The sequence below is a fragment of the uncultured Microbacterium sp. genome (assembly GCF_913776565.1).
Taxonomy (GTDB): Bacteria; Actinomycetota; Actinomycetes; order Actinomycetales; family Microbacteriaceae; genus Microbacterium.
Window position 1 is genome coordinate 1 of record NZ_CAJYPF010000112.1, and the last position, 15,154, is coordinate 15,154.

The window sequence follows — 15,154 nt, forward strand, 5'->3', positions numbered from 1 at the left end:
CACGCGAACATCGCGGTGCACGAGATGGTCTCGAACAGCGCCAGGTTGATGGTCGCGTGGTCGGGGATGTTCACGCACGTGCTGGCGTCGGGCGCGGCGAAGGCGACCGTTCGGACCGAGGACGCCCCCGTCCGTCACCTGGTTCCGCGGCGCGCCCGTCGCACGCTGTCGTCGCGCCGCGCCCGCAGCGTCGCGCGCCCGGCCGCCACGCGCTCGACCACCGTGGTTCGCACTGCCGGCCTGCGTACCGCCTTCACCGGCGACGCTTCGCAGCCGCTCCTCACCCCGCCGCGCGCCGGCGCACGCCTCACCAGCACCGCACGGACAGCGCGCTCCTGGTCGCACACCGCCGCCCCCGCCCGCGGTGACACGGTTGGGGCGGGGGGACCGGCATCCCGATCCCTCTGCGCGGACGCGCGCCCGATCGACCGCGCCGGATCGCCGCACATCGCGGGGCGCACGCGCCGCGCGCTCGCCCTGGCCTCGTCGATGCGGTCGACCGCGGCGACCCGCCCCGGCGGGCGGGCGCACGCGATCAGTGCTTCTCGCGCAGTTCGCGTCGACTCAGCGGATGACCGTCGTCGGCGACCGTCTCGACCGGTTCGGCGTTCTTCTGCGCCCGCCGCTGGCGGCGCCGCTCGCTCGCTCCCTCGATGAGGTTGTAGAGCGTCGGCAGCACCAGCAGGGTGAGGAACGTCGACGACACGAGACCGCCGATCACGACCACCGCGAGCGGCTGCGAGATGAACCCGCCGTGACCGGTGATGCCCAACGCCATCGGCACGAGGGCGAAGATGGCCGCGAGCGCGGTCATCAGGATGGGCCGCAGGCGTCGCGCCCCGCCGACGATCGTCGCGTCGTGCACGCTCAGCCCGCGCGCCCGGTACTGGTTGACCAGGTCGATGAGCACGATCGCGTTGGTGACGACGATGCCCACGAGCATCAGCGCGCCGATCATGCCCGCGACGCCCAGCGGGACCCCGGTGATCAGCAGCATCAGGATCGCCCCGGTCGCCGCGAACGGCACCGACACCAGCAGTTCGAGCGGCTGGCGCAGCGACTTGAAGGTCGCCACCATGACCACGTACACGATCAGGATGGCCGCCAGCAGAGCCAGCCCGAGCTGACCGAAGGCGTCCTGCTGGTCGGTGACGACGCCGCCGACCTTCGCGGTGGCGCCCTCGGGCAGCTGCACGTCGGCCAGCGCTGCGTTGACCGACGCCGAGGAGCTGCCCAGGTCGTCCGAGGTGGGGGTGACGGTGATGGATGCCGTGCGCAGCCCGCGCGAGGTGGTGATCGACGGAGGGGTCTGGCTCTGCTCGACCGTCGCGATCTGATCGAGGCGGACCGCACCCGCGGCGCTGGGGATCTCGAGCGCGCGCAGGTCGTCGATGGTCGCCGGCGGGTTGGGCGAGGCGAGGTAGACCGTCACCCCGCGCCCGTCGATCTCGACCGTGCCGGCCTGGCGCGGCTGCTGGGCGGCGGTGACGAGAGCACCCACGGCACGCTCGGACAGCCCCCGTTCGGCGGCCGCGTCGCGGTCGACCCGCACCGAGACGAACGGCAGAGAGGCCGACAGGCTGCTCGTGACCTGGCCGATGCCCTCGCGTCCGTCCAGCCCCGCCACGACCGCGTCGCTGGCCTGCTGCAGCGCCTGCCCGTCGGGGGCCGTGACGTCGACCGTGATGTCGGTGGAGCCGAAGCCGCCGCCCGAGGCCGCGACCTCGATCTCGCCGGCATCCGTCAGCTTCTCGAGCTCGGTGCGAACGCGCTCGCGCAGCTCGACCTGGTCGGCTCCCGACTCCGAGGTGATCGAGTAGGTGATGCCGGTTCCGCCGCCCGAGAAGGCGTCGCGCAGCGCCGATCCGCTCGAGCCGATCGAGGTCTGGACGGTCTGCACGCCGGCGGTGTCCAGCAGCACGGCCTCGACTTTCTGGGCGGCGGCGTCCTCGGCATCCAGGCTCGGGGCGGAGCCGATCTTCTGCGTGACGGTGAAGGTGTTCTGACCGGAGTCGCCGAGGAAGTCGGTCTTGAGCAGCGGCACCGCGGCGAGCGTGCCGCCGAGCACGAGGACGGCGAGGCCCAGGGTGACCCACGAGTGCTTCAGCGTCCAGCTGAGGATCGGCACGTACGCCTTCTGCAGGCGCGTGGGCGGCGCGTCGGCCGCTTCGGGGTCGACCGGGTTGCCTTCGGCGTCGCGCACGACCGTGCCGGGCTTGAGGAACCACGACGCGAGCACCGGCACGATGGTCAACGAGACCAGGAGCGAGGCCGCCATGGCGATCGTCACGGTGAGCGAGAACGGGCGGAACAGCTCGCCCGTCACGTCTCCGACGAAGGCGATGGGCAGGAACACCGCGACCGAGGTGATCGTGGATGCCGTGATGGCGGCCGCGACCTCGCGGACGGCCCGGACGATGGTGGGGATCTTGTCGGCGTCTCCCACGTAGTGACGTTTGATGTTCTCGATCACGACGATGGAGTCGTCGACGACGCGGCCGATCGCGATCGTGAGCGCGCCCAGCGTGAGGATGTTCAGCGAGTAGCCGAAGGCCTGCAGCCCGACGAAGGTGATGAGCACGCTCGTGGGGATCGAGATCGCCGTGACCAGGGTGGAGCGCACCGAGAGCAGGAAGACGAGGATCACGACGACCGCGAAGGCGAGGCCGAGCAGGCCCTCCTGCGCGAGGGCCTCGATCGACTGCGTCACGAACGGCGCCTGGTCGAACACGACGGTGAAGGTCGCGCCCTGGCCGAGCTGGGATTCCAGAGCGGGGAGCGCGGCCAGGACCCCCTGCGAGACGTCGACGGTGTTGGCCGCCGGGAGCTTGGTGACGGCGATCGTGAGGGCGGGCTGGCCGTCGACGCGCGAGAGCGTCGTGACGGGGTCGGCCTGCAGCTGCACCGACGCGACGTCGGCGATCGTGGTGGCACCCGCGCGCTGCTGCGCCGCGTCGGTCGGCACGAGCGGGAGGGCCGAGATCTCGTCGACGCTCGTGAGCTTCGCCCCGGTCTGCACGGTGAGGGTCTGATCGCCCTCGGTGAGCGAGCCGCCCGGGAACAGCACGCCGTTGGCGTCGAGGGCGTCGGTGATGGCCTGCTGGGTGTAGCCCCGCTCGGCGAGCTTCGTGGTGTCGGGGGTGATCGTCACCCGCTGGCCGGTGCCGCCGACGATCTGCGCGCCGTTGACGCCCGCGACGTCTTCGAGGTCGGGGATGACGCTGTTCTGCAGGACCGACTGGGTGGCCTGCGCGTCGCTGAAGCCCGTGACGGCGAGCTGGATGACGGGGAAGTCGTCGATGCTGGCGGAGGCGACCGTGGTGTCGGCGGACTCGGGCAGCTGGTCGTTGATGCGCGCGATGGCCGCGAGGATCTTCTGCTGCGCGGCGGCGAGGTCGGTGCCGTAGGTGAACGAGGCCGACACGATCGAGGAGTTCGTCGTGCTGGTCGCCGTGGTCGACTCGAGTCCCTCGACGCCGCGGATCGCGTTCTCGATCGGCGTCGACACGTCGGCTTCGACGACCTCGGGGGACGCTCCGGGGTAGGTCGTGACGACGGCGAGCTGCGGGAACTCGATCGAGGGGATGAGCTCTTGCTTCAGGCTGGTCAGCGCCAGACCACCGAAGATCGCCGCGACGATCGTCACGAGGGCGATCAGGGCGCGGTTCTTCAGGCTCAGGACGGCCAAATACGACACGAAGGACCCTCCGGGGTGACTTTTCGATACAAGCGTGTATCGAATCCTCAGTATCCCACGAGCCCCACCCGCACGGCCGGGCTCAGAACAGGGAGCCCACCGAGAGCCCGATCGCCGCCGCGATCACCGAACCCGCGAACGACGCGAGTCCGTACGTGATCGAGGTCCGCGTGCGTCCCTCTTCGGCGAGGAGCGCGGTCGTCACGGCGACGGCGCTGAAGGTCGTGTACCCCCCGAGCAGCCCCGTCCCGATGATCCACCGCCACGCCTCGTCGGCGGCCAGCGGGGTGACGATCCCCAGGGCGAGCGCCCCCGTGAGGTTGACCACGAGGATGCCCCACGGGAACCGCTCCCCCGTCCGCCGCCGCACGGCCACGTCGACGAGGTAGCGCAGTGCCGCTCCGACACCGCCGGCGATCACCACGGCGAGGAAGACGAGCGGGTTCACGCCGCCAATCTACGCCCGCCGCACCCGAGGCTCAGGCTTCGAGAGCCTCGACGCGGCGACGCAGTTCGCCTGCCTTCTCGGCGCCGATCTGGGCTTCGGCGAGCGTGAGCGCCGCACTGGCCGTGAGCGTGCGGGCCACGAGGTAGGTCGGGCTCGCCTTCAGGTCGGGGATGACGTCGAGGATGATGCCCGCGGCATCCGGGTCCGTCATGAGCGTTCCGAGCTTGATCTTGGCGAGGTCGTATCGAGCAGTCATGGATTCCTCCGTCGGGGGTGCGTCGTCGTCACCCTGAGCAGATACTTGCACATATGTACCGTTAAGTCACCACACTCCCGGGATCCCGTGAGAGCGCCCCGACGAGGTCGAACGCGGCGCGCGCCTCGGGCGTCCAGAACGCCCCGACGTAGACGTGGAACCCCGCCGATGCGGTGACCAGACGCAGGGACGCCCCCGCGGCTTCGGCTCGGGCGGCGAACGCGACGGCGTCGTCGAAGAAGATGTCGCGCCGACCCTGGAACACGAGGGTGGGCGGCAGCGCCGCGAGCGGCATGCGCGCCGGATTCAGCTCGGGATCGTCCAGACCGCGCTCCCCGACCCACGCCACCGCGGCGGCCCGCAGCCCGGGCACCCGCAGCGACGGGTCGCGTCGCGAGCGGCGGCCGATCGCCGGGTTGCCGAGAGCCAGGTCCAGCCACGGCGAGAAGAGCACCAGCGCGTCGGGACGACGCCGCGCGCGCAGCGCGAGACCGACCGCGACGGCTCCTCCCGCCGAATCGCCCGCCACGAGCAGCCGCGACACCCCGCGGCGCGCGGCCAGCCGCTCGTACTGCGCATCGATGGCGGCGAGGGTCTCGTCGGCGCCGTGCTCAGGGGCCAGCGGATAGCAGACCACCGTGACGGCCGCCCCGGTCGCGCGAGCGAGCCGCTCGACGATCCACCAGTGCTCCGGGACGAGGGGGTTCACCAGGCCTCCCCCGGGCAGGTACAGCAGCTCGAACCCCGGCATCCGCCGCGCGGGTTCGTAGCGGAAGACCGGCTGCCCGCCCTCGTGCGCCACCGTCACCCGCCCGCGACGGCGCAGATGGGCGGGCGGGTCGGCCGCGCGGCGGTCGGGGTCGAGGGTGTCGAGGTAGTCCGGGCGCCCGAGGGCGCGGCGGATCGGGCGGGCGTTGAGCCACATCGCCGCCGCGGTGAGCCTCATCGAGAGCGACACGGGCGCCCTCAGCTTCCGGATGCCGCGTCGCCCAGCGCGTTCGTGGTGACCGCCCGCACGACGGCGGGAAGACCCGCCGCGATCCTGCGCCCCACGAACAGGCCGAACACCGCCGACAGCGGGCCCGTGATCTCGACCCCGTGCGTGACCGAGAGGCCGTTCGGGGTCTTCGACATGCGGTGCGGGAACGACAGCGTCGCGCCGGGGAGCCCGATGCGGAAGTTCATCGCCACCCCGGGCTGCAGATCGGTGAAGGCGAACCGCTGGGCCGGGGCACCGTGGTTGACCACGCGTCCCGTCCCGCCGACGCGCGGGGGCGTCGAGAAGACCGCCTCGCGCAGATCGGGGTCGTCGACCGCCCAGTCCTCGGGCGTGGTCCACCTCTTCCACACCGCCTCGGCCGTCGCGGTCGTGAGGTGCGTGTAGCTGCGGCGCCAGGTCATCGGGCGACTCCCGTCTGTTCGTCATCGGTCATGGGGACGGCGAGAAGGGCCTGGGCCTGCAGTGCGGCCCGCTCCCCGGCGCGCACGGCGCCGTCCATGAAGCCGGTCCACCGCGCCGCCGTCTCGGTGCCGGCCCAGAGCACACGGCCCACCGGCTCCACCAGCGCCGACGCGTAGGGCACGACCGCCCCCGGCCCGGGCACGGCGGTGGGACCACCCGCGACCCACGACTCGGCGCCCCACCTCTGGTCGATGTAGCCGGTGGCATCCAGGGCCCGCTGTCCGAACAGGTCGGCGAACGACGACAGAACGCGGGCACGGCGTTCCGCCGGGGGCAGATCGTCCCACTCGCGCGCGTACACCCCGCCCACGAAGCCCAGCAGGACGCCGGGGGCGTCCGGTCCCGCGGGGCCGGCGTCGAACGTGATGAACACCGGGCCGGTGTCGGACAGGCCCTGACCGGACAGGTCGCGATCGCGCCAGAACGGCCGGTCGTAGACCGCGTAGGCCTTCGACAGCACTCCGGCCGGCCACCGCTGCGCCATCTGCGCGTGCACCGGCGGGAGGGCGGGGGCGAAGGCGATCCGGCCGCGCAGCGACGGCGGCACGGCGACGACGACGACGCGCGCGCTGACACTCTCGAAGTCGGTGTGCACGCGCACCGAGTCGGCAGTGGAGTCGATCCGACGTACGGGGGCCCGCAGGCGCAGCGTCTCGCCGAGACCGGCGGACAGGCGACGCGCGATCTCGTACGACCCCTCGACGAAATGCTCCTCCTGGGCACCCCCGGCGGTGTCGAGCATGGATGACAGCCCACCCGCCTGGTGGATGTAGTGCAGCGCATGCAGGAACGAGATCTCGTCGGGCTCGCATCCCCAGGTGGTGCGCGCCGCGATGGCGATCAGGTCGCGGGCGGCTGACGACGCGTGCGACCGGCGCAGCCACGACCCGAGGCTCTCGGCATCCCACTGCGCCGCGTTCCCGGCGGCGGCGGGTCGGCCGCACGGCACGGTGCGCGCCAGCCGGTCGAGTGCGAGCTGGATGCGGCCGACATCGACGATGCTCGCCCCCACCGGCGGCACCGTGCCGCGGTATCGCCGATGCTGGCCACGCCAACGGATGACGTTCCGCCCGGCGGTGTACGTCGCGAACCGCGTCACCCCCACCTCGTCGGCGAGGGCGAGCACGCGGTCCTGTCCCGGGCCGACGAAAGTGCCGCCGAGATCGACGTGGACCCCCGCGACGTCGGCGGACGACACGCGCCCGCCGACCCGATCGTCCGCTTCGAACACGGCGACGCGCGCCCCGAACTGACGCAGCCGGTGGGCGGCGGTGAGACCCGAGAGGCCGGCGCCGACGACGACCACGTCGACGTCGGGGGCGGACGACCGGGCCGCGGCCGAGGGGGAGGCGGTCATAGGCTTGCTCCGTTTCTGGTGCGACAGCGGCCGGCGAGGCCGACGAGGAGGACAGCGTGAGCGAGACGTCGACCCGATCGATGCGGGCCCGCGGCCGCGCGCGGCGGGAACTGCTGCTGGACGCGACGATCTCGATCATCGCCGAGGGGGGCATCGCCGCCGTGACCCATCGGTCGGTGGCCGCCGCGGCCGGTGTGCCGCACTCGTCGACGACCTACTTCTTCGACTCCCTCGACGACATGATCGGAGAAGCGGTCGCGCACGCGATGGCGGCCGAACTGGAGCGCCTCGAGCAGTTCCGCGCGGTGCTCGAGACCAGCGGCAATCGACCCGGCGCGGCGATCGACGAGTTCGTGGAGATCGTGCGGACGCAGTCGCAGGAGCACACGGTCGCGCAGTTCGAGATCTACCTGTTCGCCTCGCGGCATCCGGTCCTGCGTGTGCACGTGGAGCGCATCCTGGACGAGACCCGGTCGCTCGCGGCGGCGGTGCTGCGCACCAACGGTGTCACCGATCCGCGCGCCGCGGCCGCGGTGGTCGCGTTGATCGACGGTTTCGCCCTGCATCGCATCGCCCGTTCCGAAGAGGTCCAGTTCTCGTCGCTGGCGCACGCCCTGCGCGCCGCGATGGTGGGTTTCGTGACACTCGCCGCGACGTCGTCGCTCGGTGAGACGGACACGTCACCCGCCTAAGTGGGACAAACGTACTGTTTTCTGCTCATTCAAGCGACGACATCTCGCGATTTCACACTTTCGTCACAGAAAACAGTACGTCTGTGCAATAAAGTGAGCCCAGGGTCGATCCCGGTGAAGTGATCGACAGAAGGGTTCCGCGATGATCCGTCCCCGTCTCCACGACCACGTGCTCCGATGGGGGGCGCGCGTCCTCGGATCGACGCCCCCCGCCGTGCTGCGCGTCGTCAACCGCCGTCCGGTCGTCGTCGACGGGTGCACCCTGCACCCCGCGGTGCAGGCGTCGCTGCGCGTCATGAACGACGCACCCGGCGCCCGGTTCGAGCGGCTCCCGGTCGACGACGCCCGCGCGCACATCGAACGCGAGGCGTGGACCTTCGCCAGCACCCTGCGCCTCGCCCAGCGGGACGACATCCTCATCCCCACGCGCTCCGGACCCGTGCCCGGCCGCGTGTACCGCGCGCGCACCGACACCGCGGCATCCGGGACCGTCGTGTACTTCCACGGCGGCGGCTGGGTGCTCGGATCCGTCGACAGCGCGGATGCCACCTGCCGCACGCTCGCCGACGGCTCGGGCCTGACCGTGGTGTCGGTCGGCTACCGCCTGGCCCCCGAGGACCCGTTCCCCGCGGGCCTCGAGGACGGCGTCGACGCGTTCCGCTGGGTCCGCGACAACGCCGCGCTCTTCGGCTCCACCGCGTCGAGCGTCGGCGTCGGCGGAGAGAGCGCCGGCGGCAACATGGCGGCGGTCGTGTCGGCCGTGACCCGCACGGATGCCGAGGGCTCGCCCGCGTTCCAGATCCTGTTCTGCCCGGTCACGGACCTGTCGCGCAAACACCGGTCGTACGAGCTCTTCGCCGACGGCTTCTTCCTCACCGAGGCGCAGATGGACTGGTACGCCGCGCACTACCTCGGCGAGAGGGGACGACCCGACGATCCCCTGGTGTCCCCCCTCCTCGCCGACGACCTGTCGGGACTCGCTCCGGCCTACGTCGCCGTGTCGGGCTTCGACGTGCTGCGCGACGAGGGGGTGGCGTACGCGCGAAGGCTCGAGGCGGCCGGCGTGCCCACGACCCTCGTGACCCATGCCGACCAGATCCACGGGTTCTTCAACGCGTGCGGCGCCCTTCGCGACGCGCGCACGGCGGTGACGGATGCCGGGCGCTGGGCCCTCACCACCCTCGCCGCGGCACCCACGGGCGACGCGCGGTGATCGCCGACACCCCGCTCGGGTCGTCCGCGGCCTACGCCGAACCCACGCGCCCCGTCCGCGCCGGGTGGATTGCCGCCTTCGCCGGGGTCTGGCTGGGCCTGTGGATGGCGCAGCTCGTCCCCGTGCAGGTTCTGCTCCCCCTGCAGATCGCCGCCCAGCACACGAGCGACGACTGGCTCGTCTCGCTGGTCGCCTATGGACTGGTCAGCGCTGTCGCCGGGACGTTCGTCGTGATCGCCTACCCGATCGTGGGCGCCCTGAGCGATCGCACCCGCTCGCGCTTCGGACGGCGACGCCCGTGGATCCTCGGCGGGGTCGTCCTGGCCGCGATCGGGCTGGCCCTGCTCGGCGTGCAGACCGCGACCCTCGGTACCGTCGCGATGTGGACGACGGTCATGATCGGCTTCTGCATGGCATCCGCCGCCCTGACCGCGGTGATGGCCGACACGGTGCCCGCGGGGCAACGCGGCCTGGTCTCGGGCTGGATCTCGGCACCCAACGCCCTCGGCATCCTGCTCGGGATCGTGCTGGTCACCGCGGTGTTCACCACCACCCCCGCGGGATACCTCGCGCTCGCGGTGTGCGCGATCGTCCTGGCGGCGCCGTTCCTGGCGGTCCTGCGCGACACCCCCCTCACGGCCGCCGAAGCCGCTCTGCTCGAGCCGCTGACCCCGCGCACGATCCTGTCGTCGATCTGGGTCGACCCGCGTCGACACCCCGACTTCGCCTGGACGGTCGCCAGCCGCGTCCTGATCAACCTCGGCAACGCCATCGCGACGACGATGCTGCTGTACTTCTTCACGTTCGCGCTGCGCGTGGCCGACCCCACGGGCTTCCTCGTCTTCACGACGGTCATCTATATGGCGGTGACGATCGTGGCATCCGTCGCCCTCGGAAAGCTCAGCGACGTCGTCGGTCGCCGCCGGGTGTTCGTGTTCGCGTCTGGCTCGGCGCAGGCGGTCGCGGCCCTGCTGCTCGCGATCGTTCCGTCGGAGGCTGCTGCGGTGGCGGGGGCTGTCCTGCTCGGTCTGGGGCAGGGCTGCTTCTTCGCCGTCGACCAGGCGCTGGCCACCCAGGTGCTGCCCTCGGCCGAGACGCGCGGCAAGGACGTGGGGATCATGAACATCGCCCTCGCGGGCCCTCAGGCCTTCGGTCCGCTGCTCGGGGCGGGCGCAGTGGTGCTGTTCGGCGGGTTCCCCGGGCTGTTCCTCGCCAGCGGCATTGCGGGCCTGCTCGGCTCGATCGTCATCATGCGCGTGCGCTCGGTGCGGTGACGTCCGCCGCCGCGCGCGCTCAGCGGTAGAGGAGCCGGATGAGGCGATCGACCAGGCGATCGGTCGAGGGCGTCCGTCGCATCGTCGTGAGCGTCAGCAGCCGGAAGCGCTGACGGGTGAGCGCCTTGGGGTACGCGAACTCGCGCAGTCCGTCGGCGCCGTGGATACGCCCGAATCCCGAATCCCCCACCCCGCCGAAGGGGAGCGCGGGAACAGCGGCGAACGCGATGACCGCGTTGATCGCGATCATCCCGCCACGCAGGCGCAGCGCGAGCTCGCGGCCCCGCCGCTTCGAGAACACCGCACCCGACAGGCCGTAGCGCACGGCGTTGGCCCTCTCGACGGCCTCGTCCATGGATGCCACGCGGTTGACGACGAGGGTGGGGCCGAAGGTCTCGTCGCGCACCGCGGAGGACCGCTCGTCGACGTCGGTGAGCAGCACGGGCTGCAGCGTGGATCCCTCGGCGGGCACCGGTCCGACCCGCAGGACCGCGCCCCGCGCGAGCGCGTCGGCGACGTGCGAGCGGACCACGTCGGCCTGTCGCGGCATGGTGAGGGGGCCGAGCCGCGCCGCGTCGTCGACTCCCGCGCGCAGCTCCGCCGTGCGTTCGGCCACGGCCTCGACGAACCGGTCGTAGATCGCCGCGTGCGCGTAGACGCGCTCGATGCCGATGCAGGTCTGCCCCGCGTTCGAGTACGCCCCCCACACCGCCGCCTCGGCGGCCGCGTCCAGGTCGGCGTCCTCGTCGACGAGCAGGGCGTCCTTGCCACCGGCCTCGATCACCACGGGGGTGAGGGTCTCGGCGCACGCGGCCATGACGGCCTTGCCCGTCGCGGTGGATCCGGTGAACGCGACCTTGTCGACACCGGCGCGGCACAGGGCCGCCCCCGTCTCACCGAAGCCGGTCACCACCGAGAACACGTCAGCCGGGCCACCCGCGCGCACGAAGGCGCGCTGCAGCCAGGCGCCGACGCCGGGGGTGTACTCGCTCGGCTTGAACACCACGGCGTTGCCCGCCGCGAGCGCGTACGCGATCGACCCCATGGGCGTGAAGACGGGGTAGTTCCACGGCCCGATCACCCCGACGACGCCATAGGGCACGTAGCCCAGGCTCGAGGCCTGGTTGAACATGAGCGCACCCGAGGCGACGCGGCGGCGGCGCAGCGTCCGCCGAGCGTGCGCCGCCGACCACGACAGGTGGTCGAGGGCGAGCAGGATCTCCAGCCGGGCATCGCCGCGCGGTTTGCCCGTCTCGGCCCGGACCGTGTCGATGAGGCCGTCGAGGTCGGCGACGATCGCGCGCCGCCAGCCCTGGAGCACCCGCCTCCTGCCCGAGAAGTCCAGGCTCCGCCAGCCGCGGGCGGCCGAGCGGGCGCGACCGACCGCTGCGGCGACCTCGTCGACCCCGTGCGCGGGGTACGTGCCGACGGTTCGGCCGTCGAGGGGACTGACCGAGGTGAACGTCGTGGTGGTCATGGCATCCATCTCACACCCCGTGCTTCTGCCCGTACCCGGTCGCGACCGCGGTGGCGATCACGGACGCCTGCTGCGACGCGCTGAGTTCGGCGGGTTCCCCGGCCGCCCGCGCTCGCAGGTAGATGTCGCAGGCCCACTCGAGCACCGCCGTGTGCTGCACGGCCTCGCTCAGATCGCGACCGGTGGTCACCGCGCCGTGGTGGGCGAGGATCACGGCGTTCGCCCCGGCCAGAACACCCCCGGCGGCCGCGGCGAGCTCGGCGGAACCGAACACCGAGAACGGCACGACCTCGATCTCGCCGCCGAGCGCGAGCTGCTGGTAGTGCACGCACGGCAGCCGGTCCGCGACGAGCGAGAGGGCGACGGCAGCCGGGGCGTGCGTGTGGACGACCGCCCCCACGGCCTCGTCGGCGTACGCCGCCCGATGCAGGTCGAGCTCGGAACTGGGAGCGAGGACACCCGCGATGATCCGGCCGTCGTCGCCGACGATCACGACGTCGTCGGCCGCGGCCTCGGCGAAGACCACCCCGGTGGCGGTGATGGCGATGCCGCCCTCGACACGCACGCTCACGTTGCCGGCCGTCCCCTGCACGAGGCCCTGCGCGGCGAGCGCGCGGCAGGCGTGCGCGATGGCGGCGCGCAGGTCGCCCTCGGGCGGCGTCACGGGGTCACCTCGCCGAGCAGCGCGTCGATGGAGGCGGCGTCGTACCGGCCGTAGGCGGTGCCGACACCGGCCACGACCTGCGCGGCGACCGCGGAGCCGAAGCGGGCGGCGCCGACCGTCCCCTCGCCGCGCAGCCGGGCGAAGACGAACCCCGCCGAGAAGGCATCGCCGCCCCCGCTGGTGTCGACGGGTTCTGCAGCGACGATCGGAACGCGTTCGATGTCGCCGTCCTCGACGACGATGATGTCGCGCGCCCCGTCGGTCACGGCCACGATCTTCGCGCCCGCGGCGTACAGCGCGCGGGCGGCCGCGGGCAGATCCGCCTCTCCGGTCCAGCCCAGGGCCTGCTCGGCATTGGGTAGGACGTAGTCGGCGTGCTCCAGCAGCGGCTCGATGAGGCCGTAGAAGGCCGGGTCGCCGCCGATGAGGAAATCGAGAGAGGTCGTCGCGCCGTGGCGGTGGGCGTACTCCAGGATCTCGACGACGTTCTCGGGCCCGAGCAGTTCGGGCGCACCGACGTGGACGTGCGCGGCGGCGGCGAGGGCCTGCCACGGCACGGTGTCGGCGGCGAGCGCGTTGGCTCCCACGACGTGAAGGGCGGGGCGCGAGCCGTCGGATCGGATGGGCAGGACGGATGCCGAGGTGGGCAGGTCGCCGATCACGAGGTGCGTGACGTCGACGCCGGCGTCGCGGAGCAGGCCCGTCAGCACCCGACCGGCGACATCGTCGCCCACCGCGCCGCTGGTGGTGACCCGGGCTCCCAGCTTGCTCAGCACGAGGGCGGTCCCCCCGGCCGGGCCGGCGGCGGACAGCACGATCTCGTCGACCAGGAGCGAGCCCTGTCCCTCGGGGATCGCGTCGACGGGGTGCACGATCGTGTCGAGCACATGGGCTCCGAGCGTGACGATCTCAGGGGCGGCGTTCATCGTCGAACCTCCGGGTCGGGCGACGCGAGAAGCCGCATCGCGAAGTGGCACATTTGTACCACTTTCTCGTTCGCGCGACAACGTCAGGCCCGCGCGCGCCCCCCGCGACCGATCAGCACGCCACCCCACGCCGCGACCGTCCCCACGAGCACGGTCGCCACCCCCCACCACAGCAGGCCCGGGTCGGCCGATTCGACGGCGAGTGCACTGTAGGTGGTGAACCCGCCCAGCACCCCGGTACCGACGAAGAGCTGCACGCGCTGTGCGCGCGAGGACTGCGGCATCCGCGCCCTCCAACCGAAGAGGATGCCGATCGCGAACGCGCCCACCACGTTGATGAGCGGCACCAGCGCGGACCCGAGATCCTCGCTGAACGCCAGGGTCAGACCGGCGCGCGCGGCGGTGCCGATCGCCCCTCCCACCGCCACCAGGACGACGTCACGCCACATGCTCACCCGCGCCACCTTACGCCCGGGTCACTCCCCCAGGATGAGACGCCTGATCGCGGCATCCTTGGACCCGCCGACGTCCATCGTGCGCCCCTTGCGGTACAGCGCGAAGACGCGGGGGTCGATGTAGCTCGCGCGAGCGACCGCCGGAGTGTTGCCCAGCGCCTCGGCCGCGCAGCGGACCGCGGCGAGCTCGGCCTTCTTGCGCTCGCTCTTGCCGCCCACCGCGCCCGCCTTCGCGAGGGACTCGGCCGCGAGGATGGTGCCGCGCAACGTCCGGAAGTCCTTGGCGCTGAACGGCCCGCCGGTGAGCGAGCGCACGTACGCATTCACGTCGCCGGGGGTCAAGGGCACGCGCCGACGTCCGCGCCGGTAGCTCAGCAGCGCGGCGCGCGAGCGTCCGAGCGCGAGTTCGTCGACGAGGGATGCCAACTCCGCGTCGCGCAGCGACAGCTCGGCCCGCTTGCCGCTCTTGGCCGGGAACGACAGGCGGATCAGGTCGCCCTCGACGACGGCATCCCGGCGTTGCAGCGTCGTCAGCCCCCGACTGCCGTTCGTGACGAAGTACCGCGCGTTGCCGACACGGGGCGCGACGAGGTCCAGGAAACGGAACGACACCGCCAGGACCCGCTCGCGGTCGATCTCGGATCGCCGCAGCGACTGCGTCACGCGCGCGCGGGCACGCGGGAGCGACTCGGCGAGCTGCAGGGCACGGGCGAACTTGCCCTTGTCCTGTCGTTTCGACCAGTCGGCGTGGTACGTGTACTGGCGGCGACCCGCCTCGTCGGTGCCGACCGCCTGGATGTGCGCGTTGGCCTCCTTCGCGATCCAGACCTCGCGCCAGGCCGGGGGGATCACCAGGGCGCGCGCCCGGGCGGCCTCGCGCTCGGAGACAGCGGCTCCCGTGTGGTCGACGAAGCGGAACCCCGCCCCCGACCGCACGCGTCGGTAGCCCGGGTCCTCGTAGGGGCGCACCCGGATGAGCCGCGCCATCGGAGTCAGTGCGAGCGGAGCATGTCGATGAGCTCCGCCTTCTTCTTGTTCGAGTAGCCGGTGAGGCCGAGTTCCTTCGCGCGTTTCTTGAGCTCGTCGACGGTGCGGTCCTCGTAGTCCTCGGCGTGACCGCCCTTCTCACCGATCTTGTCGCGCCCCTGCGCCGCCGCCGCGTTCGAGATGCGCGCGGCCTTCTCCTTCGAGTCGCCCTCCGCGCGGAGCTTCTCGTAGAGCTCGGGGTCCTTC

The 15,154-nt window shown here is 72.2% G+C and carries 15 protein-coding genes; 3 read left to right on the forward strand and 12 right to left on the reverse strand.

Annotated elements, in window-relative coordinates; translation table 11 throughout:
- Nucleotides 1-535: 535 nt before the first annotated feature.
- The 6 genes from QZ433_RS05945 to QZ433_RS05970 all read right to left on the reverse strand — a co-directional run bounded on the left by QZ433_RS05945 (nt 536) and on the right by QZ433_RS05970 (nt 7,220).
- Nucleotides 536-3,697, reverse strand: coding sequence for an efflux RND transporter permease subunit (locus QZ433_RS05945; protein ID WP_295780708.1), 3,162 nt, complete (start codon nt 3,695-3,697; stop codon nt 536-538).
- A gap of 82 nt (nt 3,698-3,779) precedes the next feature.
- Nucleotides 3,780-4,145: a fluoride efflux transporter CrcB gene (gene crcB, locus QZ433_RS05950; RefSeq protein ID WP_295780709.1), complete on the reverse strand. Its 366-nt coding sequence runs from the start codon at nt 4,143-4,145 to the stop codon at nt 3,780-3,782.
- Nucleotides 4,146-4,176: 31 nt separating this feature from the next.
- On the reverse strand, nt 4,177-4,401 hold the full coding sequence (locus QZ433_RS05955; protein ID WP_295780711.1) for a hypothetical protein: 225 nt from the start codon (nt 4,399-4,401) through the stop codon (nt 4,177-4,179).
- Nucleotides 4,402-4,462: 61 nt separating this feature from the next.
- A complete protein-coding gene (locus QZ433_RS05960) occupies nt 4,463-5,359 on the reverse strand; it encodes an alpha/beta hydrolase (RefSeq protein ID WP_295780712.1) in 897 nt (298 codons plus the stop codon).
- Nucleotides 5,360-5,367: 8 nt separating this feature from the next.
- Nucleotides 5,368-5,802 carry a hypothetical protein gene (locus QZ433_RS05965; protein WP_295780714.1) on the reverse strand — a complete coding sequence of 145 codons (435 nt, stop codon included), beginning with the start codon at nt 5,800-5,802 and terminating at the stop codon, nt 5,368-5,370.
- Nucleotides 5,799-7,220, reverse strand: a complete 1,422-nt coding sequence (locus tag QZ433_RS05970) for an FAD-dependent oxidoreductase (RefSeq protein WP_295780716.1) — start codon at nt 7,218-7,220, stop codon at nt 5,799-5,801. The genes QZ433_RS05965 and QZ433_RS05970 overlap by 4 nt, the downstream gene beginning before the upstream one ends.
- Nucleotides 7,221-7,276: 56 nt before the next feature.
- Between QZ433_RS05970 and QZ433_RS05975 the strand changes: the two genes are divergently transcribed.
- From QZ433_RS05975 to QZ433_RS05985, 3 genes are all read left to right on the forward strand, one after another.
- Complete coding sequence (locus tag QZ433_RS05975; protein WP_295780718.1) at nt 7,277-7,912, forward strand: TetR family transcriptional regulator; 636 nt, start codon at nt 7,277-7,279, stop codon at nt 7,910-7,912.
- Nucleotides 7,913-8,054: 142 nt separating this feature from the next.
- The gene (locus QZ433_RS05980) at nt 8,055-9,125 is read left to right on the forward strand and encodes an alpha/beta hydrolase (RefSeq protein ID WP_295780721.1); all 1,071 of its coding nucleotides are present in this window, start codon (nt 8,055-8,057) and stop codon (nt 9,123-9,125) included.
- Entirely contained in the window at nt 9,122-10,399 is a 1,278-nt protein-coding gene (locus QZ433_RS05985) for an MFS transporter (protein WP_295780723.1), read from the forward strand. Before QZ433_RS05980 ends, QZ433_RS05985 begins: the two co-directional genes overlap by 4 nt.
- Nucleotides 10,400-10,418: 19 nt before the next feature.
- On the opposite strand, the gene QZ433_RS05990 is transcribed toward QZ433_RS05985, so the two are convergent.
- The 6 genes from QZ433_RS05990 to QZ433_RS06015 form a co-directional block, all read right to left on the reverse strand.
- Nucleotides 10,419-11,876, reverse strand: a complete 1,458-nt coding sequence (locus tag QZ433_RS05990) for an aldehyde dehydrogenase family protein (protein ID WP_295780726.1) — start codon at nt 11,874-11,876, stop codon at nt 10,419-10,421.
- Between the two features lie 10 nt (nt 11,877-11,886).
- Entirely contained in the window at nt 11,887-12,540 is a 654-nt protein-coding gene (locus QZ433_RS05995) for a class II aldolase/adducin family protein (RefSeq protein ID WP_295780728.1), read from the reverse strand.
- Nucleotides 12,537-13,466, reverse strand: a complete 930-nt coding sequence (locus QZ433_RS06000) for a carbohydrate kinase family protein (RefSeq protein WP_295780730.1) — start codon at nt 13,464-13,466, stop codon at nt 12,537-12,539. Before QZ433_RS06000 ends, QZ433_RS05995 begins: the two co-directional genes overlap by 4 nt.
- An 83-nt stretch (nt 13,467-13,549) precedes the next feature.
- Entirely contained in the window at nt 13,550-13,915 is a 366-nt protein-coding gene (locus QZ433_RS06005; protein ID WP_295780734.1) for a CrcB family protein, read from the reverse strand.
- 27 nt (nt 13,916-13,942) lie between these two features.
- Complete coding sequence (locus QZ433_RS06010; protein WP_295780732.1) at nt 13,943-14,908, reverse strand: DNA topoisomerase IB; 966 nt, start codon at nt 14,906-14,908, stop codon at nt 13,943-13,945.
- A gap of 5 nt (nt 14,909-14,913) precedes the next feature.
- Nucleotides 14,914-15,154, reverse strand: a 241-nt coding sequence (locus QZ433_RS06015; protein ID WP_295780733.1) for a Rho termination factor N-terminal domain-containing protein, incomplete at its 5' end; no start/stop codon positions are given.